This window comes from Moritella sp. 28, assembly GCF_018219435.1.
In the GTDB taxonomy this organism is placed as follows: domain Bacteria; phylum Pseudomonadota; class Gammaproteobacteria; order Enterobacterales; family Moritellaceae; genus Moritella.
Genome location: NZ_CP056121.1, coordinates 1,498,934 through 1,523,277 on the forward strand (window position 1 = coordinate 1,498,934; position 24,344 = coordinate 1,523,277).

The 24,344-nt window shown below is 40.1% G+C and carries 22 protein-coding genes and 5 tRNA genes; 23 read left to right on the forward strand and 4 right to left on the reverse strand.

Annotation, left to right across the window (positions count from 1 at the left end; all coding sequences use genetic code 11):
- The first annotated feature begins 38 nt into the window (after positions 1-38).
- Positions 39-1,556, forward strand: coding sequence for an amidophosphoribosyltransferase (purF, locus tag HWV02_RS06820; protein WP_211679049.1), 1,518 nt, complete (start codon positions 39-41; stop codon positions 1,554-1,556).
- A gap of 93 nt (positions 1,557-1,649) precedes the next feature.
- Here purF and lpxH read toward each other — a convergent pair whose 3' ends face one another.
- Together lpxH and HWV02_RS06830 are read right to left on the reverse strand one after the other, a co-directional pair.
- Positions 1,650-2,387: a UDP-2,3-diacylglucosamine diphosphatase gene (gene lpxH, locus HWV02_RS06825; protein ID WP_211679050.1), complete on the reverse strand. Its 738-nt coding sequence runs from the start codon at positions 2,385-2,387 to the stop codon at positions 1,650-1,652.
- A 79-nt stretch (positions 2,388-2,466) separates the two neighbouring features.
- Positions 2,467-2,964, reverse strand: coding sequence for a peptidylprolyl isomerase (locus tag HWV02_RS06830; protein WP_211679051.1), 498 nt, complete (start codon positions 2,962-2,964; stop codon positions 2,467-2,469).
- Positions 2,965-3,211: 247 nt separating this feature from the next.
- On the opposite strand from HWV02_RS06830, the gene cysS reads away from it, so the two are divergent.
- Complete coding sequence (cysS, locus tag HWV02_RS06835; protein WP_211679052.1) at positions 3,212-4,603, forward strand: cysteine--tRNA ligase; 1,392 nt, start codon at positions 3,212-3,214, stop codon at positions 4,601-4,603.
- Between the two features lie 153 nt (positions 4,604-4,756).
- On the forward strand, positions 4,757-5,179 hold the full coding sequence (locus HWV02_RS06840) for an FKBP-type peptidyl-prolyl cis-trans isomerase (protein WP_370629429.1): 423 nt from the start codon (positions 4,757-4,759) through the stop codon (positions 5,177-5,179).
- Positions 5,180-5,309: 130 nt separating this feature from the next.
- On the opposite strand, the gene folD is transcribed toward HWV02_RS06840, so the two are convergent.
- Positions 5,310-6,167 (reverse strand): bifunctional methylenetetrahydrofolate dehydrogenase/methenyltetrahydrofolate cyclohydrolase FolD, encoded by an 858-nt coding sequence (folD, locus tag HWV02_RS06845; RefSeq protein WP_211679053.1) that lies wholly within the window; start codon positions 6,165-6,167, stop codon positions 5,310-5,312.
- A 155-nt stretch (positions 6,168-6,322) separates the two neighbouring features.
- Here folD and HWV02_RS06850 point away from each other — a divergent pair, with 155 nt between their 5' ends.
- The 7 genes from HWV02_RS06850 to HWV02_RS06880 all read left to right on the forward strand — a co-directional run bounded on the left by HWV02_RS06850 (position 6,323) and on the right by HWV02_RS06880 (position 8,175).
- Positions 6,323-6,916 (forward strand): NUDIX domain-containing protein, encoded by a 594-nt coding sequence (locus tag HWV02_RS06850; RefSeq protein WP_211689984.1) that lies wholly within the window; start codon positions 6,323-6,325, stop codon positions 6,914-6,916.
- Positions 6,917-7,148: 232 nt separating this feature from the next.
- Positions 7,149-7,225, forward strand: a tRNA-Pro gene (locus HWV02_RS06855).
- Between the two features lies 1 nt (position 7,226).
- Positions 7,227-7,303, forward strand: a tRNA-Arg gene (locus HWV02_RS06860).
- 63 nt (positions 7,304-7,366) lie between these two features.
- Positions 7,367-7,442 (forward strand) — tRNA-His (locus HWV02_RS06865).
- A gap of 71 nt (positions 7,443-7,513) precedes the next feature.
- Positions 7,514-7,598 (forward strand) — tRNA-Leu (locus HWV02_RS06870).
- Between the two features lie 4 nt (positions 7,599-7,602).
- A tRNA-Pro gene (locus tag HWV02_RS06875) sits at positions 7,603-7,679 on the forward strand.
- A 160-nt stretch (positions 7,680-7,839) separates the two neighbouring features.
- Positions 7,840-8,175, forward strand: coding sequence for a hypothetical protein (locus HWV02_RS06880; protein WP_211679055.1), 336 nt, complete (start codon positions 7,840-7,842; stop codon positions 8,173-8,175).
- Between the two features lie 226 nt (positions 8,176-8,401).
- On the opposite strand, the gene HWV02_RS06885 is transcribed toward HWV02_RS06880, so the two are convergent.
- Positions 8,402-9,235: a LysR family transcriptional regulator gene (locus HWV02_RS06885; RefSeq protein WP_211689985.1), complete on the reverse strand. Its 834-nt coding sequence runs from the start codon at positions 9,233-9,235 to the stop codon at positions 8,402-8,404.
- A gap of 422 nt (positions 9,236-9,657) precedes the next feature.
- Between HWV02_RS06885 and HWV02_RS06890 the strand changes: the two genes are divergently transcribed.
- From HWV02_RS06890 to betB, 13 genes are all read left to right on the forward strand, one after another.
- Entirely contained in the window at positions 9,658-10,779 is a 1,122-nt protein-coding gene (locus HWV02_RS06890; RefSeq protein WP_211689986.1) for a hypothetical protein, read from the forward strand.
- Between the two features lies 1 nt (position 10,780).
- Positions 10,781-10,981, forward strand: coding sequence for a hypothetical protein (locus HWV02_RS06895; protein WP_211689987.1), 201 nt, complete (start codon positions 10,781-10,783; stop codon positions 10,979-10,981).
- 614 nt (positions 10,982-11,595) lie between these two features.
- Entirely contained in the window at positions 11,596-11,901 is a 306-nt protein-coding gene (locus HWV02_RS06900) for a PTS sugar transporter subunit IIB (protein WP_211674661.1), read from the forward strand.
- 133 nt (positions 11,902-12,034) lie between these two features.
- A complete protein-coding gene (locus HWV02_RS06905) occupies positions 12,035-13,375 on the forward strand; it encodes a PTS sugar transporter subunit IIC (RefSeq protein WP_211679059.1) in 1,341 nt (446 codons plus the stop codon).
- Positions 13,376-13,513: 138 nt separating this feature from the next.
- Positions 13,514-13,834: a PTS lactose/cellobiose transporter subunit IIA gene (locus HWV02_RS06910; protein WP_255550606.1), complete on the forward strand. Its 321-nt coding sequence runs from the start codon at positions 13,514-13,516 to the stop codon at positions 13,832-13,834.
- Between the two features lie 3 nt (positions 13,835-13,837).
- The gene (locus tag HWV02_RS06915) at positions 13,838-15,139 is read left to right on the forward strand and encodes a 6-phospho-beta-glucosidase (RefSeq protein ID WP_211689988.1); all 1,302 of its coding nucleotides are present in this window, start codon (positions 13,838-13,840) and stop codon (positions 15,137-15,139) included.
- A gap of 11 nt (positions 15,140-15,150) precedes the next feature.
- Positions 15,151-15,912: a carbohydrate deacetylase gene (locus HWV02_RS06920; protein ID WP_211679061.1), complete on the forward strand. Its 762-nt coding sequence runs from the start codon at positions 15,151-15,153 to the stop codon at positions 15,910-15,912.
- Between the two features lie 266 nt (positions 15,913-16,178).
- On the forward strand, positions 16,179-17,183 hold the full coding sequence (gene fdhD / locus HWV02_RS06925) for a formate dehydrogenase accessory sulfurtransferase FdhD (protein ID WP_211689989.1): 1,005 nt from the start codon (positions 16,179-16,181) through the stop codon (positions 17,181-17,183).
- Positions 17,173-19,488, forward strand: a complete 2,316-nt coding sequence (locus tag HWV02_RS06930; protein WP_211679063.1) for an FdhF/YdeP family oxidoreductase — start codon at positions 17,173-17,175, stop codon at positions 19,486-19,488. The genes fdhD and HWV02_RS06930 overlap by 11 nt, the downstream gene beginning before the upstream one ends.
- A 157-nt stretch (positions 19,489-19,645) precedes the next feature.
- Complete coding sequence (locus HWV02_RS06935) at positions 19,646-19,996, forward strand: hypothetical protein (protein WP_211689990.1); 351 nt, start codon at positions 19,646-19,648, stop codon at positions 19,994-19,996.
- A gap of 328 nt (positions 19,997-20,324) precedes the next feature.
- Entirely contained in the window at positions 20,325-21,800 is a 1,476-nt protein-coding gene (locus HWV02_RS06940; protein WP_211689991.1) for a PepSY domain-containing protein, read from the forward strand.
- A 484-nt stretch (positions 21,801-22,284) separates the two neighbouring features.
- Entirely contained in the window at positions 22,285-22,890 is a 606-nt protein-coding gene (betI, locus tag HWV02_RS06945) for a transcriptional regulator BetI (RefSeq protein WP_211679066.1), read from the forward strand.
- The gene (betB, locus tag HWV02_RS06950; RefSeq protein WP_211679067.1) at positions 22,881-24,344 is read left to right on the forward strand and encodes a betaine-aldehyde dehydrogenase; all 1,464 of its coding nucleotides are present in this window, start codon (positions 22,881-22,883) and stop codon (positions 24,342-24,344) included. Before betI ends, betB begins: the two co-directional genes overlap by 10 nt.

A 24,344-nucleotide genomic window follows, 5' to 3' on the forward strand; every position in this document is an offset into this window, starting at 1 on the left:
CATTTTATCGAAAGCACAGTAAACGAGGAATTTAGGTTATGTGTGGAATTGTTGGCATTGTTTCTACAACCCCTGTTAATCAGTCTATCTATGACGCATTAACAGTATTACAGCATCGTGGACAGGATGCTGCTGGGATTGTAACCTTAAGTGATGGAAACTTTAGGCAGCGCAAAGCAAATGGTTTAGTGAGCGATGTATTCGAAGCTAAACATATGCAGCGTTTGAAAGGTAATATTGGTATCGGTCATGTTCGATACCCTACGGCAGGAAGCTCGAGCGCCGCTGAGGCTCAACCTTTCTATGTTAACTCTCCGTTCGGTATTTCCCTTGCTCATAACGGAAATCTAACCAACGCCGCCGAATTAAAAGAAGAGCAATTTCATAAAGCCCGTCGTCACATTAATACCACGTCTGATTCAGAAGTATTACTTAATGTTATGGCGCATGAATTAGATAAATGCCCAAGTTTACATTTGACTGCAGAAGATATTTTTACTGCAATTAAAGCTGTACACAAGCAAGCACGCGGTGCTTATGCTGTGGTATCACTGATTATTAATCATGGTCTTGTTGCTTTCCGTGATCCTAACGGTATTCGCCCGTTAGTATTAGGTGTGAGAACTGAGGATGAACGAAAAGAATATATGGTAGCTTCTGAATCTGTTGCACTTGATGCAGTAGGTTTTAACTTTGTACGTGATATTGAACCAGGTGAAGCTGTTTATATTACTGATGAAGGTGAGCTATTTAGCGCGCACTGTGCTGAAAATGCAAAGCATAACCCATGTATTTTTGAATTTGTTTACTTTGCACGTCCAGACTCAACCATTGATAAGGTATCGGTTTACGAATCACGTCTTGCAATGGGCGAGAAACTCGGTCATAAAATTAAGCGTGAATGGGCTGATATTGACATTGATGTTGTGATCCCAATTCCTGAAACGTCATGTGATAGTGCGTTAGAAATTGCAAAAGTATTAGATTTACCATATCGCCAAGGTTTTGTTAAAAACCGTTATATTGGTCGTACGTTTATCATGCCTGGACAAACTTTGCGTCGTAAGTCTGTACGTCGTAAATTGAATGCAATTTCATCTGAGTTTATAGGTAAAAATGTACTACTAGTTGATGACTCTATTGTACGTGGTACAACATCAGAACAGATCATTGAAATGGCACGTGAAGCTGGCGCAAATAAAGTTTATTTAGCTTCCGCAGCCCCTGAAGTACGTTATCCAAACGTATACGGTATTGATATGCCGAGTTCAGAAGAATTGATTGCTCATGACCGCAGTGTTGATGAAATTGCCACTATCATTGGTGCTGATGCGCTTATCTTCCAAGACCTAGGTGATTTGGTCGCTGCTGTTTCAAGATGTAATCCTGAGATTAAAAAGTTCGAAACATCTGTGTTTAGTGGTGAATATGTTACTGGCGATATTGATGGGGCTTACTTACAGCGTCTTAATGATGTCCGTAGCGATGATGCTAAAACAGTCAAAGAACAAAAGGAAGAAATAGCTAATTTAGAGATCCACAATGAAGGTGCGTAATCTTTAATGTGAGCTAAATAATTTAGTCGATTGATTTAAAAAGGAGCGTAATGCTCCTTTTTTAGATCTTCCATTTTTCCAGCTGCGCTATTTTTATGCATTTTTTAAAAATGCACGCTGTTGCAGATCATATTGGCCATCATGCCAAATAAGTACGCTACCTTGATCAAACCAATCACCTAACACAATACGTTTACCAATTTTATCACCCGGTAATAGCACATCGTGAATATTCGGTTTGTGGGTATGACCATGAATTAATATCTGGCAGTTATATTCTTGCATTTTATCGACAACTTCAGATTCAGTTACATCCATGATCGTCATACTTTTTTGTTGATTACCTTGTTGGCTTTTTCCTCGAATTTTATCGGCAATCGCTTCGCGGACAAAGATAGGTAAACAGGTGAATAATTTCTGACGCCATGGGATATTAACGGCTGCACGAAATGCTTGGTATTTTTCATCTAGCGTACAGAAGGTATCGCCATGTGCAATGAGTACCTTTTGGCCGTCAAGATTAATCGCTGTGTAATCTCCGAGGATTGTTATGCCTGTACGTTTAGCAAAACGCTTACTCACCAAGAAGTCACGATTACCTTTCACTAAGAAACATTTCACACCACTGTCGGTTAACGCTTTAAGCCCATCTTGAACGCTGTCGTTAAGTGGATTACTAATATCATCACCAGACCAGAATTCAAATAGGTCGCCTAAAATGTAGAGCGCGTTAGCTTCGCGTGCTTCGGTCGCAAGAAAGTGTAAAAATAATTCGGTTATTTGCGGACGGCGTTCATCAAGGTGCAGATCTGAAATAAAAAACGTTGTCATGTGATGGTTTCATCCTTGTGGGGAATAAAAAAATACACTACCGAAGCAGTGTATCAATTTTAATAAATAGAGTAAGCAATTATGCTTCTTCTACCGTTACTTTTGTGATGATGATGTCATCTGATGGTACGTCACCATGGCCACGGCGGTTACAGGTTGGTACCTTCTTGATCTTTTCAATCACGTCCATACCTTCAACAACTTCACCGAATACGCAGTAACCCCAACCTTGAGAAGTCTTGCTTGTGAAGTCTAGGAAGTTGTTGTCTTTCACGTTGATGAAGAACTGTGAACTTGCTGAATGCGGGTCCATAGTACGTGCCATTGCTAATGTACCACGTTTATTAGACAGACCATTGTCTGCTTCATTTTCGATAGGTGCATTTGAATTTTTCTCTTCCATACCAGGAAGCATGCCGCCACCTTGAACCATGAAGCCATCGATTACACGGTGAAAGATAGTACCTTCGTAGAAGCCGCTTTCTGCGTACTCTAGGAAGTTAGCTGCTGTTTTTGGTGCACTTTCAAAGTTAAGTTCGATTTTGATATCACCGAAATCTGTATGTAGAGTTATCATTTTAATGATCCTTTAGTTAGTTAACGGGTAAATTCTATCCTAAAGGTTAGCAATGGCAAAGCTTTTCGATAGTGAAGGGGTAGGAAGGGCTTATTTTTGTGCTTTCATTTGGCTGATTTATACACTTTTTTCGTTGTTCAGTTAAATTTCGACCTTTTATGCTGTTGCAAAGCTAGTAATCATTAATGCTAATGGTAAAATCAGTCAATTAATTGCATTTTACTGTTTGCGCAAGGATCACTATTCGATGCTGAAGATTTACAACACACTGACTCGCCAAAAAGAAGAATTTAAACCTATCACCGAAGGTGAAATCGGTATGTACGTATGTGGTGTGACTATCTATGATTACTGTCATATAGGTCACGGTCGTACTTTTGTGGCGTTTGATACTGTGGTGCGTTATCTTCGCCATCGCGGTTATGCGGTTAAATTTATCCGTAACATTACAGATGTTGATGACAAGATCATTAAACGTGCAAATGAAAACGGCGAAACTTGCGATCAGTTAACTACGCGATTTACCCAAGCCATGCACGACGATTTTGATGCACTACATATGATCCGTCCTGACATCGAACCGACGGTAACGGGCCACATGCCAGATATTATCGAGATTATCGAAAAATTAGTCGCAAAAGGCCACGCTTATGTTGCTGATAGTGGTGATGTATTATTTGAAGTGAAGACGTTTGCTGACTACGGTAAGTTAAGTGGCCAAGACTTAGATATGTTACAAGCGGGCGCGCGCGTTGAAGTTGAATCAAATAAACGTAACCCGATGGACTTCGTGTTATGGAAAATGGCGAAACCAGGTGAACCAAGCTGGGCTTCACCTTGGGGTGAAGGGCGTCCAGGTTGGCATATTGAATGTTCAGCAATGAATAACAAACTACTGGGTGAAGTATTTGATATTCATGGTGGCGGCTCTGATTTGATGTTCCCACACCACGAAAATGAAGTGGCACAATCATGCTGCGCACATAATGGCGAGTACGTTAATACTTGGATGCATTCTGGCATGGTGCAAATCGACAAAGTAAAAATGTCTAAGTCACTTAATAACTTTTTTACTATCCGTGATGTATTGGAAGAGTACGACGGTGAATCTGTTCGTTATTTCTTACTTTCAGGTCACTACCGCAGCCAGTTAAATTACTCAGAAGAAAATTTAAAACAAGCACGTTCAAGCTTAGAGCGTTTATATACCGCATTACGTGGTGTGACAGTTGCCGACGTTGATGGTCTAGTTCCTGGTTGTGAAGCGTACGTTGAAACGTTTAAAGCGGCAATGGATGATGACTTTAATACACCAGAAGCATTTCCAGTGTTGTTTGAACTGGCAAAAGAAATTAACCGTATTAAAGATACTGATGCGAAACGCGCAGGTGAATTAGCCGCACAGTTAATTTCATTTGGTAATGTACTTGGTCTACTGTCACAAGAACCTGAAGCCTTCTTACAAGGTGATGCAGGTGAAGATGATGAAGTGGCTGAAATCGAAGCGCTTATTAAACAACGTAACGATGCTCGTGCAAGTAAAGATTGGGGCATGGCGGATGATGCTCGTGACAAGTTAAATGCGTTGGGTATTGTATTGGAAGATGGTGCTAACGGTACTACTTGGCGTCGTAAGTAAAGTTGGCGCTGTAAATAAAATTGAATTAACTTTAAATGTTGATGACTGAATGTGTTGAATTTAAGCCGTCATCGGCGTTTTTTTACTAGATAGGGATTAATCATGTTTAAAATTATTTCAGTGATCATCGGTTGTGCGTTGATTTTTTTCCTTATGCAGCGCATGGGGGGGAATAAAAAACAAGCCGCTGAAAATATAGAATTAGGTAAAGAGTTCTTAGCCGCGAATTTAGAAAAAGAAGGTGTTGAAGTAACTGCGTCAGGCCTACAATCGAAAGTACTTACTGAAGGTACTGGCACTGAACATCCAACCGGTCGTTCTAAAGTAACAGTTCATTATCACGGTACATTATTAGACGGTACTGTGTTTGATAGCTCTGTACAGCGCGGCGAGCCGATTACATTTGGTTTAAATCAAGTGATCCCCGGTTGGACCGAAGGTGTACAGTTGATGGTAGTGGGTGAGAAACGTCGCTTCTTTATTCCCAGCAATCTAGCGTATGGCAACCGAGGTGCTGGTAGTATCCAACCTGGTTCAACACTGATCTTTGAAGTGGAACTGTTAAGTTTCAAATAAATGCCTAATTAAGGTTTAAGCGCAGAGCTTAGCTTACAAAAAAGCCGCATGACCAAAAGGTGATGCGGCTTTTATTATTTATAATACGTGATGGTTTATTACGTACTATTTGTAACTGATTGCTTATCGATTACTTTGAATGGTAATCACGGCAAGAGATTAGAGTATTCTCGATCAAGCTTGCAACTGTCATTGGACCAACACCACCTGGTACAGGGGTAATGAAAGAAGCATTTTCTTTTGCTACTTCAAAGCCAACATCACCAACAAGTTTACCATTTTCTAAACGGTTAATACCAACATCGATCACCATTGCGCCTTTCTTGATCCATTCACCTGGAATAAAGTTAGGACGACCAACTGCTACTACAACTAAATCGGCACGGCGTACATGCTCTTCTAAGTTTTTAGTGAAGCGGTGACATGTTGTCGTTGTACAACCTGCAAGTAATAATTCAAGCGTCATTGGACGACCAACAATATTCGACGCGCCAACAACAACAGCATCTAGACCATGTAGGTCAACACCTGTTGATTCAAGTAGCGTAATAATACCTTTTGGTGTGCAAGGACGTAATGCAGGGATGCGTTGTGATAAACGACCTACGTTATATGGATGAAAACCATCAACATCTTTGTCTGGGCGAATATGTTCCAACACAAGGGTTGTATCAATATGCGCAGGTAAAGGCAGTTGCACTAATATTCCATCAATCGTGGTATCTGCGTTTAACTCATCAATTAATGCTAATAAAGCTTCTTGTGAGCTATCTCTTTCAAGATCGTAAGATTTAGAAACGAAGCCTACTTCTTCACAGGCACGACGTTTACTCCCAACATATACTTGTGATGCCGGATCGGCACCCACTAAAATCACAGCAAGACCCGGGGCGCGTAATCCTTGTGCAGTACGCGTAGCCACTTCTTCAGCAACTTTCTGGCGAACTTGCTGAGAAATATTTTTTCCATTAATGATTTGAGCTGTCATTGAGTTATATTCATCTCTTGGTTAGAAAGTTGCGCCATTTTCGCACTAAAATGTGACTTTGTCAGCAATTCTTAGGATAAATAATCATCTAATTAGAGTGACAAAGAAGGTCTATTTGGTTATAAAGATGCTTTAAATTACTTAGGTAGATAACAGTGAAACATCAAGAGCATATTATTTCCGTTTTTGCAGACGTAGCAGCACCCTCAACCCGTTTAATTGACAGTTCAACTGTAAATATCGAAAGTAAAGATGTTGTTATTATGCAGCGCGCACTGTTAGAAACAAATCCTAAATTTCGCCAGCTTATTCCTTATGTGGTTGTAAAGCAGGGTGACAAATACTTAGCATACGAACGTTCTGTATCAGGTGGTGAATCTCGCTTACATAACTTATTCAGTATTGGTATTGGTGGTCACGTTGATGCTGTTGATGCGGTTTATGATGAAAAAGGTGTATTCCAACTAGCAGATACGTTACGCACTGGTATGTATCGTGAATTACATGAAGAGTTAGGTTTAAAAGAAAGCGACTTCTTAGGGATGACAACAATAGGTTATCTTTCTAAAGACGTAACACCGGTTGATGAAGTACATCTAGGTATTGTATTAGTTGCTGAAGTACATGCAGACCTTGTTGTAACGAGCAAAGAAGACGCGTTGAACTTAGCGGGCTTTTTAGCGGCGGACGAATTAGCAAAGCTAAATTTAGAGTCATGGTCCGAAACTGTGGTAGCAGAGCTAGTATAAGCAGATTAGAACGTCGATAAGTAGGTTAATTGAAACCTGCTTTGTTATTGATTTGCGTTACTATTTAATAAAAATTCTGCAATTAGCATCGAAACTATGCATATTGTTGTTATAATCTCGCTTGGTGTATAACTATTAGGCAGTTGCTTCTTCACTTAGATAAACTATTTGACGAGAACAGAGCAACTCTGTAATATCCACCCTCGTTGACAGACGTAGTCTTCAACACTTTCGGTGATTAGCGCAGCTTGGTAGCGCACCTGGTTTGGGACCAGGGGGTCAGAGGTTCGAATCCTCTATCACCGACCACGACCCCTTAGCTCAGTTGGATAGAGCAACGGCCTTCTAAGCCGTAGGCCATAGGTTCGAATCCTATAGGGGTCACCATATTATCTACGTAAAAGTAGAAATTAATTCGTTTACCAAAACGGGTTGATGTAAAAGTTAGTGGCGGTTGTAGCTCAGTTGGTAGAGCCCCGGATTGTGATTCCGGTTGTCGAGGGTTCAAATCCCTTCAGTCGCCCCATATTTGATAACTCACTAAGGTGAAGTTATCGACCCTTGTCAGAGTTACCTGCTGATAAGTTGATAGTTTGTGCGGAAGTGGCGGAATTGGTAGACGCGCTAGATTTAGGTTCTAGTATCGCAAGGTGTGAGAGTTCAAGTCTCTCCTTCCGCACCATGTTCGGTGATTAGCGCAGCTTGGTAGCGCACCTGGTTTGGGACCAGGGGGTCAGAGGTTCGAATCCTCTATCACCGACCACTTATTTTTCCAAGCAATTGGAATTTGAAAAAGCCTGCTCATTGAGCAGGCTTTTTTCGTTATAACGTTTTTCAAAAATTGCTGCTTATTGGTTATACACTTCAGACTTGAATTTGGTAGCATTTAAAAACAAAGCTTATTTACATAGGATAAAAGTATTATGACTGACAATACACAATTTTTAGAAAAGCTAAACAATGACATCGACACTAAATTACAGTTCGTTGATTACGCTGAGTTAAAAGTAAATAAACATTTAGCTAAAGCGGATCAACCTGAAACACAACACTTTGCGATTAACATTGCATTATTAGCATTAGAAGAAGAGCAAAACACAGCGACTTATTCTGCGCTATTGAAATTGTTAGTGGTACAGCTTGAAGCTTACCTTGCACTTCCAGCTACAACAGTTGCTGATGATTTCCGTGCTGAAATCAAAGACACTATCGCGCAATTAAACGCGCTTGTAGCTGAAGTTGAAGCTGCCGCACTGTAACTATTAGTTACCTAGATTGAAAAAATCTATACTTGAATACCAAATAAAGCATTGATTAACATCGCGTTAATCAATGTTTTTTTCATACATACTAACCTCACTTCATAACGATAGATATGCGGGTGACGTGGTAATCGAAGATTTTATGCATGCTTTGTGAGTGATATCATTTAATAGCATGGTTGACACTCGGTTAGTCATCACAAGAGCCGTGAAATTCGCACGACTAAAAAACATCCGTCTTTAGCCAGTCAATAAAGGCCTTTATTTTCGGACAACCGCGAGATTCGCGGTGGTATAACAACCAAATGTCAGTTGTATAATTGTCTGATAGTGATTGTATTTTCTCTATCTCTGGATGGTTATCAACGACAAAGCAAGGAAGGATCGCTTTGCCAACACCGGCTTTTACGGCTTCAAGTTGACTCAAAATTGAGGACGCGCTGCATTTTATTTTTGCGTCAGGAAAAAGCGTACTCATCCATTTCGATGAGGGTGCAGAGAGGTTATTAAAGCCAATCCACTCATCATTTTTGGCATGATTTGATCCATTATGATAAATACCCCACTGGACGTTTTTTACTTTCCGACCAATTAAATGTTCAGGCGGTGTCGACGTTGATCGTATCGCAATATCAAATGCATGGTTAGTCATATGACTGAATTCATATGATGTGCTGAACTCGAGTTTTATGTCTGGGTATAGTAGATAAAATGCGCTTAGATGCGGGCAGATTAAGCTGTTCATGATGGCTCCTGTTGTGGTTATTTGTAACAGGCCACTGGGGTGCTTATTTTCATTCTCAAGATTTATTTTCCATTGATATATTTCAGCTTCCATTTTTTCACCTGCTGAAATAAGCAACTTTCCATTATCTGTCGGAGTATAACCAGAGGGAGACTTATTAAATAATTTAGTATTACTTTCATCCTCTAATTTTTTTAATCCTCTAATCACGGTGGCGTGAGTGACATTAAGTGCTTCTGCTGCACCTGATGCAGATCCCCTACGATAAGTGAAAAGTGCATAACGGATCAAACCCCAACTTAAGTTGTACATTTTATAACATCCTATTGTTCTATTTTTGCTATTCCATCATCAATGATAGTTCGAGTAGTATATCCCTAATCCTTAGATGAAGTATCAAGTTTTTATGTTTAAGGACGGGGTTATAGTGGCTTGAAATGTTCGAGTCGCAGGAAGTGAATTCACTAAAATAGTGCTTGCTACAAGGTTAGGTAGTTTGAAGTATGGTTTATTTAACAAGGAGTTAGTTATGGTGCTAAATAAGTTGTATATAGTAGGAGATCGCTTTTCCCGGTTTCAGGATAACCTTTTGAAGTTGCAAGAATTGCGCTCTAGTCAAATCCCCCGAGAAGATATCAATATCGTATTTGTTTCTGGCTCATTCGAGCTTTACTTGGGCCTATGTTAAGTGCTTTAGCGTAAATAAGGTGTTACTGATTAAAATGAGAATAAAAATGAAAATTAAAATATTGATAGCTCTTCTTTCAGGCTTGATCACTACGTCCGTATCAGCTTATGACTCGTTGAGTGATTCTGGTTTTTATGACTTGCAGAAAAAATCAGGTGGGCACTTTGGTATTTACTTCCTCCGTAGAGCCATTTTTTCTGAATATAGTCCCCAATACCCCTTGTGGTCTGATGGTGCAGATAAAAACAGATGGATTTATTTACCTAGAAGGAAAAAAATTGATACATCAAACCCAAACAGTTGGGTCTTTCCTAGAGGGACAAAGTTGTGGAAAGAGTTCTCATTTATTGAAATGGGAAAAAAGCGTAAAATTGAAACTCGTCTTTTAGAAAAAATTAGTGATAAAGACTGGATAGCGGAAACTTATGTTTGGAATGAGGATCAAACCGTTGCGACTTTAGCTCCTGAGGAGGGAATTAAGGAACATTACCTTTTAGCTAATGGGAAATATTACGATATTCCAAGTAAACATGATTGTAGTTATTGTCACTCGAAAGGAGGTATCGATAGTGGACTAAAAAAAACACCAGTATTAGGATTCTCTGCATTACAATTATCTGATGATCGAGATCCTAACGCTATCCATGGAAGTGAATTGAAACCTGGGATGATAACTTTATCAGAGCTACAAAGATTGAAGAAAACAACGAAGATATTACAGGTGATGCCGCGTATTCAAAATGTAGCTAGTGCACCATTACAACGCTCTGTATTTGGATATTTGCATGCTAATTGTGGTCACTGCCATAATGAAGCAGGTTTTGCTGAGTTAACAACGACTTTAAATTTCAACCATGATGCAACAGCAAATTATATTCAACAAAATGGTACTTATAAAACCGCAATAGGAAAGTCGATAAGTGACTATCTAACCTCTACGGGTTCTCCTGAAAAAGTGATAAATCCCGGTGCTGCTGAGAATAGTGCATTGATTTACCGTATGACAGAAGAGCAAGAGGAATATACTTTTGAAATTCCGTCGTGGCACCATTCGGCAGGTTTCTCATTGACAGCAGGCGTGAAAATGCCTTTTGTTGGTACAAATGTTGTCGATAGTGAAGCTGTTGATATTATTAAGAAATATATTAATAATCTTTCAGGTGATTAGATTGGAAAGCGGTAATCAAATAAATGGAGTTATTATAAAAAAGATCTTATTTGTAGAGCCTTCATCAAGGAAAGAAAAGTCTATCACCAGTGACGTGTGTAACAAGGTGATCCGTAATTTACAAATAGACGGTGAATATACAGTCGATCATGTTGACTTGTGGGACGCCGATTTACCGCAGATGAACAAATTGATGAAATAGTGCGTTGATGAATCAAGTCGTAGCATAATATTCATGATTCTAACACCCTCCCAATAAACCTAAAATACCTCACCTCTATATCTTCAATAATATTTATTAACCACCTCTTTTTGTCAGGCTTAAGTCTTCTAAGTACCTTTAAACTTTTATGGCTAAGAGACTTGGCTCACATAAAAAAACATTAAACTCGAAAGTGATTTAAACTCAAAGTGAGAGATAGTTCACAGCGGGAAATAAGTTCTTTTTTTTATTTATATTTATCAAGTTAAAGATTTAACCCTTCATTTAATACTGACTTTTAATGAACGACCAAAATACGGGCCTACTTATAACGTCATGTTTTTAAAGTTAAAAGTAAAGCGTGTTAATTTTTTATCAAGATTTCAATGTTAATTGTTTGTTTCATTGTACATGGCGTTATGTCCGTAATATGAATTAACAAACTAAAAATGAAACATATTTCAGATCACAAATTAAGTGTTTGGTATTTGTAAAAAAAAATACACCGGCGCAACATATACCTCAAAGGGGAGTTGTGGGTGAATCTGATGTTGATATCGATCACACACTCCCGATTAACAATTTAAAGATTATAAATCAAGAGGTTATTAGATATGATTAAGATTTTCCTTTGCTGTGCAGCTGGTATGTCTACTTCAATGGTTGTTAAAAAAATGCGACAAGCTGCAGAATCTGCGGATGTTAAAGCTGAAATTAACGCTTATTCTATTTCTGCATTCGAGACTGAAGTTAAGAAACACGATGTTTGTCTCGTCGCACCACAAGTGAAATACAAATTTGCTGAATTCAGTAAGCGTTGTGAAGAAGAAAATGTGGCTTGTGGGCAAATTGATATGATGCAATACGGCATGATGAAGGGTAAAGAAATTCTACAGCAAGCTATTGATTTAAAGGGATAGTGAGGCGTTTTGTTCGCGTTGCTAAATGGCTTTTCGATTAAAGACCAGCTAAATAATTAAATCAGTGCGTAGTTTTATCGTTGCGCATTTTTTGCTGTGATTCAATACATATTTTATAAAAAAAGGAAGTTTTATGTCTCTTATAAATGCAACTATGGATTTTGTCGAGCGCGTCATTGCGCCCATTGCAGGTAAGGTCGCTTGTCAAAAGCATATCTGCGCGATTAAAGATGGTTTCATTTCAACAATGCCTTTCCTGATTGTTGGTTCTTTACTGCTTGTATTTGCTAACCCTCCTGGTTCGGGTAACTGGTTTTTAGATGGCTGGCACTCAGTCGTTCAAGGTATTGGTCGTGATAATATTGTTGGTCCATTCTTTGTTAGTATGGGTATCTTTGCGATGTACTCTGCTTATGGTATCGCATATAACTTAGCTGAGACGCTTAACACAAAAGGTGTTAACCCAATGAACTCAGGCATGCTATCTATGTTCTCTTTCCTATTAGCAGTTGCACCTGCTGTTTGGGTTGGTGGCGAGTTAGGTAGTGTTATCCCTATGGCTTACTTAGGTGGTGCGGGTGCATTTACAGCCATCATTTGTGGTCTATTAGTACCTACGCTACAAACGTTTCTTGTTGAAAAGAACATTCGTATTAAAATGCCAGAAGCGGTGCCTGAAAAAATATCAGCGTCATTTGACTTGCTTATACCTGTTGTAGCAATGATCTTAATTGTGCAAGTTATCAATGGTGTATTGGGTAACTTTGACTTAAATATAGCAACTGGCATCATGGCATTGTTTAGCCCTCTTGTAGCTGCTTCTGATACATTCTTCGCTTTTGCGTTGGCTATTTTATTAATCCAATTATTATGGTTTGCAGGTATTCACGGCGCATCCGTTGTTTTAGGTGTTATTGGTCCACTACTGCTAATCAACTTAGGTGCAAACCAAGAAGCACTTGAAGCAGGTAAAGACTTACCGGCTATCTTCATCAACCCAACCATGGATTTCTTCGTATTCGTTGGTGGTTCAGGCGGTACATTAGCGCTAGTTTGCATGATGGCTCGTTCTAAATCCGCTCACCTACGTACTGTTGGTAAAATGTCATTAATTCCTGGTTGTTTCAATATTAATGAACCTGTGATTTTTGGTACGCCAATCGTAATGAACCCAACATTCTTTATCCCTTGGATTCTTGCACCATTAGTCAACGCATCTATCGTTTGGAGTGTATTCAAGCTCGATTTAGTGTCTAACGTTGTTGCCTTACCACCATGGACAATGCCTGCGCCTATCGGTGCTGTAATGGCCACGAACTCAATGCTAGCAGCAGTTGTTGTTGCAGTCTGTTTTGTTGTGAGTGGTTTAATCTTCTATCCATTCTTCAAAGCGTATGAAAAAGAATTATTAGCGCAAGAAGAACCTGAACAGCTTGATGAAGCAGGGGCGTTATCATCAGCTAAAGCGGCTTAATAAATACTGTATGGGATCACAAATCGCTATATCTCATTAATAACGGTATTTCATAGATAGAAAATAGCCATCTTTTACACATGATTCATAAGGTAATAGATGGCTTATCAAAATTTAGAATAAAAAATTAAGGAATGGATGATGGAAATTACAGAAGAATTTTTGATGACACTTTTATGCGAAGCTGGTGCAGCGCGTTCAGCAGTGATGCAAGCAATGTTAGAAGCAAGGCAAGGTGATTTCGAATCAGCAAAAGCATCACTTAACGCCGCCGATGAAGCATTAGCTGAAGTACATAAATCACAAACAGAACTCATTAGCTTTGACGAAGGTGAAGGCAAAGTAAAAATGACCCTGATCTTAACGCACATTCAAGATCACATTATGAATGCAATGCTGTGTAAAGACCTTGCATTCGAAATTATTGAACTTCAAAGACGAATCCAAAATGAGGACTAAAGTATGTTAAAAATTACAATTATCGGTGGTGGCTCTAGCTATACACCTGAAATCATTGAAGGCTTCATTAATCGTCATCACGAATTGCCAGTGACACACATTGATCTATTTGATATCGAAGAAGGTCGTTACAAAGTTGAGACTGTTGGCGCATTAGCTAAACGTATGATTAAAAATGCAGGTCTTGATATTGAATTAAATATTGAGTTTGACCGCCGTAAAGCGTTAACAGGCGCTAATTATGTGTGTTCTCAAATGCGAGTTGGTATGATCCCTGCGCGTATTCAAGACGAATTACTGGGTAACAAGTACGGTATGATTGGTCAGGAAACTAATGGTATTGCAGGTTTTGCTAAGGCAATGCGTACAATTCCAGTGACACTTTCTTTATGTAAAGACATGGAAGAAATATGCCCTGACGCATGGTTAATTAACTTCACTAATCCGTCGGGTATTATTACAGAAACAGTGCTTAAACATACAAACATCAAAGTAATCGGCCTATGTAACGTGCCTGTTTGCACCCAGTTTGGTATTGAAGAATTGATGGGAACGAAAGATCTGCAAGTTCAGTTTGCAGGGCTAAATCACTTCATCCATGCGTTCCATATTTGGGATCACGGTAAAGATCGTATCGGCGAATTAATCGATAAAGTGTGTTCTGGTGAAGACTTTGCACTGCCTAAAAACTTAGGTGAAGTTACTTGGGTTCCTGAGCAATTAAAACACCTAGGTGCATTACCTTGTGGTTACCACCAGTATTATTACAAGCAAGACGACTTAGAGCAAAAAGAAGTTAAGTCAGAAGGTTATGTTACACGTGGCGAGCAAGTTCAAGAAATTGAAAGAGAATTATTTAAACTGTACGAAGATGTAAACTTAAACGTGAAGCCTAAGCAATTAGAAGAGCGTGGCGGCGCACATTATTCCGAAGCAGCATGTGAGTTAATCAATGCGATCCACAATGACAAACGTACTTTAATGCATGTCAATATTCGTAATAATGGCACAATTTCAGAACTGCCAAATGACTGCGCTATTGAGGCTACATCTGTTATTACATCATGCGGTCCACAGCCATTGAACGTTGCGCCAATTACGAACCCTGCGATACGCGGTACGTTGCAATTACAAAAAGCATTCGAAGAACTGGCTGTTGAAGCGGGTGCCTTTGGTAGCTATGGCGCGGCATTACAGGCACTAACAATCAACCCATTAGTGCGTAAAGGTACGGTAACGAAAGAAATTTTAGATGAAATGATTGAATTGAATGCGAAATATGTACCTCAGTTTAACAAAATGTAGAAGAGTTCATTATGAAGCTAATCGTAAACATAGATGATTTAGGTTTAACTGAAAAAGTTAATGAATCAGTGGTCGCGTGCTTTAAAGTTGGCGTTGTTCAGTCTACAACATTAATGATGAACCAACCTGCAACCGAGCATGCGATTGAATTAATCAAGCAAGGTTTAGTCCCCAATGTCGGATTACATTTAACGCTAACCAGTGGTAAACCAATTTTAGCGCCGCGTTTAGTGCCAGATTTAGTTGATAGTGACGGGTATTTTTTAAAGCAAGACAAAGTGATCGCGTCTGAGGTCTTAAGTTTTGATCAAGCTTATAGTGAGTTCAAAGCGCAATATGATAAAGCGATCAATGCGGGTATTAAATTAACGCATATTGATAGTCACCACTTTGCTGCTGTATTTCCGCCATACAAAAAAGCATTCATTGCTTTTGCGAATGATACTGGGATCCCTGTACGCCGTGTCGATCATGTTGTTTCGGGTTGTGAAGGTTTAACGGTACCAACAACTGAAGGGTTTAGTGCAAGGTTCTACGCTGATGGTGTAACATTGGAACGACTGCAAGCGTTGATTCTTGAGTTTAGCGCTAAGATCCCGAATGGGACACTGGAGCTAATGAGCCACACAACATTAGAGGGTGATACGTTATTACCAACACTATCTCGCTACGCAGATAAGCGTGTTGATGAGTTCAATATCTTAACCTCTCAAGCACTCAAAGATTGGTTAGAAGTCCATAAAATCGAATGCATAGGCTTTGATTCTATTTAACTTAACTTTTAACTTAAGAAGCTAGTTAAAATAATACCCATTACGTCAGTCAGAGGTCATGGGTATTAATTGATAACCCCTTCAAGTACCTTATATTGAGTTAGGTGATAAGTTTTTCTTATCAAATGAAAGAATTTTCCCGTTATGTTTATTGCTCTGTAAAAGGTATTGTAAAGTGCTTATCTTGAGTATGTTAAAGCTCTCCGTAAAAATGCTTGTGGAGTATCCCCGTTTTTAACATCAATCTATTAGAGTGAGACATGCCCATGGCTGAACAGAAAATAAGTCCGAAAGATTATTCGTTAGTTGATAGATACTCTGCTTTTAATGCCATTTATCAACAAAATAGCCATCTAAATAACCATACTAATCGTCAGCAAGCGCATCAATCAAGCTTGCTAACTATTGGTGTTGCGGCATGTTCTATCCGACAGATAAATGGTACAGACGTCAGCTTGTCAATTGACTCCGTGATTGTCGAAGAACCTTTAGAGATACACCTCATTTATAGCGATTGCGCGGGCAAACAGAAAGAGCGTGTTTACTTAGTGACGATGCGCACACCGGGTGACGATCTTAATCTGGTTACGGGCCTGTTGTTGGCTGAAGGTATTATCAACAGCGCTAGCGACATTGTTGGTATCAATGAGCACTTTGATTTAGATGAAATGAGCCAAAATGAGATACATCTACGTTTATCATCAGATGTTGTTGTGGATTGGGCATTAATCAATCGAGATACCACATCCTTCTCCAGTTGTGGCGTGTGTGGGAAATCTTCAATACAGTCTTTAGAACTACGCGATATCCCCGATTTAGATTCGACAGAAGGGTGGTTGTCGGGCCTTATTATTCCTCATTTCAGCGATACATTACGTCAGTATCAATCGATGTTTAACCAAACAGGCGGGGTGCATGGATGCGCCTTATTTGATGCTAAAGGGGCTTTATTACTGAGCTGTGAAGATGTAGGACGTCACAATGCATTAGATAAATTGATGGGGAAATTAGCAAGAAGTCCTGAACTTGATCAACAAGAAAAAATTGTATTTCTAAGCGGCCGTATTAGTTTCGAGTTGGTTCAAAAAGTACTTGTTTCTGGTATTTCGGTACTGATAGCAGTAGGCGCACCATCCAACCTTGCGATCAATATGGCGAAACGCTTTAATCTAACACTGATTGGCTTTAGCCGTAATGGTGGGTTTAACGTCTACCATGGTGCTTTTCGTTTAAACCTGGCGACTGATATAGAGAATCAACATGACAATTAAAAAATATGAAGGGGCTGCTGGTGGTTGGGGGGCCTTATTAAGTACGACCAAACATCTGGTGAAAAGCGAAAATGTTTCACGTAATATCCGAAACTTACTCAAAACAAACCAAGATAAAGGGTTCGATTGCCCGGGTTGTGCATGGGGTGAATCCAAAGAACAAACTCGGTTTAGATTTTGTGAAAATGGTGCTAAAGCCGTTAATTGGGAAGCCACAAGTCGACGTGTTACACCTGAATTTTTTGAACAACATCCGGTAAGTTGGTTAACCCAGCAAAGTGATTACTTTTTAGAGTCTCAAGGGCGGCTTAGTCATCCTGTTCAGTACAATCGTGAAACGGGTTGCTATGAAGCGGTTAGTTGGCAGCAGGCATTTACGCTGATCGCGAAGCATTTAAATACACTTGAACATCCTGATCAAGCAGAGTTTTATACATCGGGTAGAGCGAGTAATGAAGCCGCTTTTTTGTATCAACTTTTTGTGCGTAAATTTGGTACCAATAACTTTCCTGATTGCTCCAATATGTGCCATGAAGCAAGTGGTGTCGGGTTGAAACAAGCGATTGGTATCGGTAAAGGTACAGTAACACTGGAAGACTTTGAACATGCTGATGCTGTTTTTGTGTTTGGTCAAAACCCAGGCACAAACCATCCGCGTATGCTAGATACACTGCGTCAGGCGTCGCGTCGCGGGGCGGCCATTGTCACTTTTAATACTTTAAGAGAAAGAGGGTTAGAACGTTTTACTAACCCACAATCAGTGAAAGAAATGCTGACTGATGGTTCGACGCAAATTAGTCAATGCTATTTTACGCCTAAACTTGGCGGAGACATGGCGGTTGTACGTGGTATGGTTAAAGCGCTTGGTGTGATTGATAAAGCCGAATTAGCCGCCGGACGGATCTCTATATTTGATCATGCATTTATTGTTGAACATACCCAAGGCGTCGATGAATACTTAACCGCCGTTGAAGCGACGTCATGGCATGAAATTACCGAGCAAGCTGGGTTATTACAATCTGAAATAGAGCACGCTGCTCGCATTTATTGTCAATCTAAACGGGTGATTATCACGTGGGCGATGGGGATCACTCAGCATAAGCATTCGGTGAAAACCATCCAAGAAATTGCCAACTTACAGCTATTGTTTGGGCAGTTGGGGCAACAAGGTGCGGGATTGTGTCCAGTGCGTGGGCACAGTAATGTACAGGGCGATCGTACTATGGGTATTGATGAAAAGCCCAGTGCTGCGTTCATCAAAAGCATATCGGATGAATTTGATTTTAAAGCCCCTTCAGAACCTGGACATAATACGGTTGAAGCGATTAAAGCGATGCTTGCAGGGGAGAGTAAAATATTTATTGGCTTAGGGGGCAACTTTGCGGCTGCAACGCCAGACACTGCGTTAACACAACAAGCGCTATCCAACTGTAGCTTGACGGTTAATATCGCGACAAAATTAAACCGTACGCATCTTGTGCCAGGTAAAGACTCGCTCATATTACCTTGCTTAGGGCGCACTGATATTGATATGCAAACATTTGGGCCACAAAGAATCACCGTTGAGGACTCGTTTAGTATGGTGCATGCTTCTGCGGGCGTGGTGGCAGGTGATATTGGCGAAATGCGATCTGAGCCTGCTATTATTGCGGGTATTGCGGAAGCAACGCTGGGCAAGCAGCCTATTGATTGGGGCTGGGTCATTGAAGACTATGCTCGGATCCGAGATTTGATTGAAAAAACGATTCCTGGTTTTAGCGACTTTAATCGCAAGATAAAACAACCTGGTGGCTTTTATCTTGGTAACAGTGCTGCGCTGCGACAGTGGCAAACTGCGTCGAAAAAAGCACAATTCATGCAGCATGATCTGCCCGCTCATTTACGGCCTGCAAACTTACGAGAACTAAGTAGCGATCCTGTCTTCGTATTACAAACCATGCGTTCACATGATCAATACAATACCACCATTTACGGTTTTAATGATCGCTACCGCGGTATTTCAGGCGAACGTAAAGTCCTTTTTGTTAACGAGAATGACATCGCTGCATTAGGCATGGAGAATAACCAATTAGTCGATATCGAATCGCTTTGGCCAGATGGTATTGAGCGTAAAGTATTTGGTTTTAAGCTGGTGGCTTATGATATCCCAGAGGGTAATATTGCGGCTTATTTCCCTGAAACAAATCCATTGGTATCTATTGATGGGAAAGGGGATTTGAGTGACACGCCAATTTCTAAAGCGATCCCTGTAGTGTTATCTACGGCGGTATTGAAGAGTAGTAAGATAGATATTGTTACTGCTTAATCCTATTTTACTGCTGTAAACGGCTGACTAATTAGTCATCCGATAGTTGCTTTTTTTGACCTTAGGGTGCTCAGTGTTCAAACGTTAATCACATGTTACTAATTTTGCGATATGTTACATATTTATGTACACTCCGTACAAATCTATAGAGTATCGTATGAAACACAGTTCTTATTTTAAAAAATCAATGTTGCTTGCTAGCCTGCTTAGTTGGGTTTTAGTCACGCTTATGCCAGTGATTAATGCCAATAATAGCGTTGGTGTGTGGGCGACGTTGTGTACCGTTAATGGACTGGAACTGGTTCAGATCGAAGAAGGTAAACCCCAAATCCATAAGGGAAAACCTTGCCCATTCAGCCATTTTTCTTCTTTTCATGATCTTGAGCTATTAACTGTACCTGTATTGGCTCGTGTTAGTATTTCAATTCAAGAGCATTATTCGTTTTTAGCGCATAACGTGCGTTATCAATGGCAAATTCCTCGCGCACCGCCTGAAGCCCTTTCGTAACTTAAATTATCACTGTACTACTCACTGTAATAGTACACAGAAATCACGTTATCAATATACCGTTAAACCTTTGCGTTTAAACGGTGATTAATGACGAAAAAATTTAGCTATACCAATTGCATTAAATAAGTGATCAATTATTCCGCCGGAAAAATTGGCAATAACAAGACGTTAATTGCCGTAACTAGTTATTCTAATTGTAAAATTAACAACGCAGTTAGTGGCAGTTTTAACCAGAAATAATGATCATCTATTTATTGTGATTGGTATTAATATGGATGACCGTCGTTAGCTCGATAGGGATTTTGTAGAAAGGAAAATACAAAGAATGTCGAAAATTAATCCGCCTGTAGATAACACTTTATCTAACAGAGAGACACTTGCACGCTCAAAATCACGTTACTTCTTAACTTGGCGCTGGCATTTTTATGCTGGGCTATTTGTGATCCCGTTTATGTTGATGCTGAGTCTAACGGGTTTAGTGATGTTGTTTGATGACGAAATTGAATTTAGTCGTTATCAATCAGCGCTAGAAGTAACACCTGAGAAAGATATTGTCGCAACCTCACAACAAATGGCAAGCGTAATAGCTGCTTACCCGAATGCAATGGTAACTCAGTTTATACCAGCTAAAAGTAGTGATCTTGCGAACCGTTTCTCAATTATGCTTGAATCAGGTCAGACGCTGTTTGTTACCGTTAACCCTTATAACGGAGAGGTTCTAGGTACGATAGATCGTAGCGATAGTTGGTATGAGTTGGCGAATGATATACACGGTACTCTATTACTAGGGAATTGGGGTGATTATCTCATTGAAATTGCAGCAAGTTTAGGCGTGATCTTATTAGTGACGGGCGTTTATTTGTGGTTACCACGAGACAAGGCCAGTAAGGCTGGTTTTCTTAAAATAAGAATGGCAAGTGGACCACGTATTTTAATGCGTGACCTACACGCAAATATTGGTGGCTTATTGTCTTTTATATTGTTGTTTTTCTTTGTTTCAGGTCTTGCGTGGGCAAGTATTTGGGGCGGTAAATTCGTGCAAGCGTGGAGTAGTTTCCCAGCAGAAAAGTGGGATAATGTGCCATTGTCTACACAAAATCACGCGTCAATGAATCACGGCAGTGAAGAAGAAATTCCGTGGAATTTAGAGCAAACACTGATGCCTGAATCACATGATCATGCTGCGATGTTAGCAGCAGGGGCGGGTGCTATGCAGCATGATACAAAGATGGATCATGACATGAACATGCACTCTGAGGTAAAACTTGGTGTCGATCAAATATTAGCGCAAGCTAAAACGCTTGGATTTACCCTGTTTAAGCTTAACCTTCCTCGCAGTGAGACGGGGGTTTATACGCTAGCAGCGAATACCATGAGCGGGGATATTACGGATCCTAGATTAGATAGAACAACACATATCGATCAGTATTCAGGTCGAGTCTTAGCGGATGTAACGTGGAACGAATACAACCTAATGGGCAAGTTTATGGCTGCAGGTATCGCACTACATAAGGGTGATGTTAGTGAGGTGAATAAAATCGTTAATGTATTCTTTTGTTTAGCATTTATCTTTATTGCGATATCCGGTGCTGTAATGTGGTGGATCCGTCGTCCTGTGGGGAAGAAGGTACTTGGTGCGCCACCACGATTTGAACATGAGGGGGTTTGGAAAGTGGGCTTAATCACTATCGTTGTACTATCGTTTATGTTACCAATGGCTGGTGGCACTATCGCCTTCGTATTGTTAGTTGATTGGCTTGTTTTTAGTCGTGTGAATAAATTAAACCTAGCGTTGAATTAGCTTTTTAACGCTAGAGTGATACTGATTTAAAATAAAGATAGACCTGCTTTAAAGCAGGCTTATCTTGTTTTGATTCCTCAATGTTATATGCCCAAAAGTTAAACGCTAAGCCGTATAAAGTATATTTCCTTTCTAAATAAAATTGACCTATCGATATAGGTGTTAGTACTTTGTTGAATTAAGTCTAATACTTACATTTCTAATGATTATGGTTGAAACTATTAATTTATTTACGACTATTTTACGACTAATTAACTGTAATTTAACGGCGTGGTAATGCTCTTTTAAAACAGTGGCTTAACCTGTTGTTTCTCGCGGAATTATGTGAGTGTTATTTTATTTTAACTATGCCAACGACAAATTTTAGGGTTGATAGTTACAGCTCTAACTATTATAGTTATTGTTAATTGAACGTTCAATTAACAACTTTTAACAACAGTTAAGCATTGAATTATCAACAACCAAACATGGATGGTTACTTTTTATGCCCAGACCAGTAATGAAAACGGTAAGGCAACAGCAGCTGATTGACGCGACGTTAATCTCTGTTGAACGCCATGGTTTACACCACACAACAATTAATACCATTAGTGGTTTAGCTGGACTGTCATCTGGCCTTATTAGCCATTATTTTGGTGGTAAGCAAGGTCTCATTGAAGCAACCCTCAAATATCTACTCGATGAACTAAAACAAGCATTATTAAGCCGCATTTTAGGTAAAAACTTATCCGCAGAAGAACGCTTGTCGATGATTGTCGAGTCTAATTTTACTGAATTTCAACGTTCAACCGCAGCGACTAAAACCTGGTTAAGTTTTTGGTCTCAAGCTGTCCACGATCCTGGATTAGCCAGACTGCAACACATCAACAGCCAGCGTTTGTATAGCAACCTCGCATTTTCATTTAAACAATTAATGCCTGAGGATGTCGCGATCCATTCTGCGAAACAAACTGCAGCGATGATTGATGGTTTTTGGTTGCGCAGTGCCTTGAGCAGTTGTCCTGAAAAAGAATTCGAACAAGCCCAAATTTTATGTAAAGCCTTTATCGAGGCTGTGATCATGCAGCACGGAGAAAATAAATGTCGTTAGTTACTTATAAAAATTATGTCCACGGACAGTCTCTCTCCAATGACTCAGGTGAAACCTTTGAAGTCATTAATCCGGCTAACGGAGAAGTAAGTTATTTAGTTGAAGTTGCTGATGCGAGTATTCAGCAAGCGACAATTGAAAGTGCAAAAATTGGTTTCGCTACCTGGTCTAAAATGACGCCGATAGAGCGTAACCGTATTTTATTAAAAGCAGTGACCTTGTTACGTGAACGTAATGACGAACTTGCTGTTATCGAAGTGCAAGACACAGGCAAACCTTGGCAAGAAGCCTCTGTCGTTGATGTTGTCACAGGTGCCGATTCAATTGAATTTTTTGCTGGTATTGCACCGAGCATTGAAGGTAATCAACAACAGGTCGGTGATGATTTTTATTATACCCGCCGTGAACCATTAGGTATTTGTGCAGGCATTGGTGCGTGGAATTACCCGCTACAGATCGCGTGTTGGAAATCAGCACCTGCGCTTGCTTGCGGTAATGTCATGATCTTTAAACCATCAGAAGAGACACCACGTGGCGCAATCAAGTTAGCTGAGATATTTACTGAAGCGGGCGTACCCGATGGCGTGTTCAACGTTGTTCAAGGTGACGGTCGTGTTGGTGCTTGGCTAACAACACATGACGAGATTGCTAAAGTATCGTTTACTGGTGAAGTCGGTACTGGCAAAAAAGTGATGGCTGCCGCAGCGGGCTCACTGAAAGAAGTCACAATGGAACTAGGTGGTAAATCACCGCTAATCATCTTTGATGACGCTGACATTGATAATGCGGTATCGGCGGCGATGCTAGCGAACTTTTATACTCAAGGTGAAGTGTGTACCAACGGTACACGTGTATTTGTGCAAGACGCCATTTACCCACGCTTTATCGAAAAACTACGTGAGCGTACCGAGAACAACATAATCTGTGGTGATCCTATGGACCCAGAGACTAACTTTGGTGCGTTGATCTCGAAAGAGCATCAAGACAAAGTATTGAATTTTATTGAGATAGGTAAATCAGAAGGTGCTGAACTTCTTACCGGTGGTCATGCTCTGCAACCAGAGAATGCGCCGAATGGTTACTTTGTTGCGCCAACCGTTTTCACTCAGTGCACTGATGAAATGACATTAAGTAAAGAAGAGATCTTTGGCCCTGTTATGTCAGTGTTCACATTTGCAGATGAAGATGAAGTCGTTCGCCGTGCTAATGATACCCGCTTAGGTTTAGCCGCGGGTGTGTTCACTCAAGACATTACCCGTGCTCACCGTGTTATTCATCAAATGCAAGCCGGTATCTGTTGGATCAATGCGTACGGCGCGTCACCTGCTGAAATGCCTGTTGGCGGCTATAAGATGTCTGGTATTGGCCGTGAAAACGGTAGCGAAACGTTAAAAGCGTATACCCAGATTAAAGCTGTGTATGTTGGTATGCAACGACTCGAAAGTCCATTTTAG

What these genes read in the sequence shown, in the direction of transcription:
- purF (WP_211679049.1), top strand. Translation starts at nt 39, where the DNA reads ATGTGTGGAATTGTTGGCATTGTTTCTACAACCCCTGTTAATCAGTCT.
- lpxH (WP_211679050.1), bottom strand. Translation starts at nt 2,387, where the DNA reads ATGACAACGTTTTTTATTTCAGATCTGCACCTTGATGAACGCCGTCCG.
- HWV02_RS06830 (WP_211679051.1), bottom strand. Translation starts at nt 2,964, where the DNA reads ATGATAACTCTACATACAGATTTCGGTGATATCAAAATCGAACTTAAC.
- cysS (WP_211679052.1), top strand. Translation starts at nt 3,212, where the DNA reads ATGCTGAAGATTTACAACACACTGACTCGCCAAAAAGAAGAATTTAAA.
- HWV02_RS06840 (WP_370629429.1), top strand. Translation starts at nt 4,757, where the DNA reads ATGCAGCGCATGGGGGGGAATAAAAAACAAGCCGCTGAAAATATAGAA.
- folD (WP_211679053.1), bottom strand. Translation starts at nt 6,167, where the DNA reads ATGACAGCTCAAATCATTAATGGAAAAAATATTTCTCAGCAAGTTCGC.
- HWV02_RS06880 (WP_211679055.1), top strand. Translation starts at nt 7,840, where the DNA reads ATGACTGACAATACACAATTTTTAGAAAAGCTAAACAATGACATCGAC.
- HWV02_RS06885 (WP_211689985.1), bottom strand. Translation starts at nt 9,235, where the DNA reads ATGTACAACTTAAGTTGGGGTTTGATCCGTTATGCACTTTTCACTTAT.
- HWV02_RS06890 (WP_211689986.1), top strand. Translation starts at nt 9,658, where the DNA reads ATGAAAATTAAAATATTGATAGCTCTTCTTTCAGGCTTGATCACTACG.
- HWV02_RS06900 (WP_211674661.1), top strand. Translation starts at nt 11,596, where the DNA reads ATGATTAAGATTTTCCTTTGCTGTGCAGCTGGTATGTCTACTTCAATG.
- HWV02_RS06905 (WP_211679059.1), top strand. Translation starts at nt 12,035, where the DNA reads ATGTCTCTTATAAATGCAACTATGGATTTTGTCGAGCGCGTCATTGCG.
- HWV02_RS06910 (WP_255550606.1), top strand. Translation starts at nt 13,514, where the DNA reads ATGATGGAAATTACAGAAGAATTTTTGATGACACTTTTATGCGAAGCT.
- HWV02_RS06915 (WP_211689988.1), top strand. Translation starts at nt 13,838, where the DNA reads ATGTTAAAAATTACAATTATCGGTGGTGGCTCTAGCTATACACCTGAA.
- HWV02_RS06920 (WP_211679061.1), top strand. Translation starts at nt 15,151, where the DNA reads ATGAAGCTAATCGTAAACATAGATGATTTAGGTTTAACTGAAAAAGTT.
- fdhD (WP_211689989.1), top strand. Translation starts at nt 16,179, where the DNA reads ATGGCTGAACAGAAAATAAGTCCGAAAGATTATTCGTTAGTTGATAGA.
- HWV02_RS06930 (WP_211679063.1), top strand. Translation starts at nt 17,173, where the DNA reads ATGACAATTAAAAAATATGAAGGGGCTGCTGGTGGTTGGGGGGCCTTA.
- HWV02_RS06935 (WP_211689990.1), top strand. Translation starts at nt 19,646, where the DNA reads ATGAAACACAGTTCTTATTTTAAAAAATCAATGTTGCTTGCTAGCCTG.
- HWV02_RS06940 (WP_211689991.1), top strand. Translation starts at nt 20,325, where the DNA reads ATGTCGAAAATTAATCCGCCTGTAGATAACACTTTATCTAACAGAGAG.
- betI (WP_211679066.1), top strand. Translation starts at nt 22,285, where the DNA reads ATGCCCAGACCAGTAATGAAAACGGTAAGGCAACAGCAGCTGATTGAC.
- betB (WP_211679067.1), top strand. Translation starts at nt 22,881, where the DNA reads ATGTCGTTAGTTACTTATAAAAATTATGTCCACGGACAGTCTCTCTCC.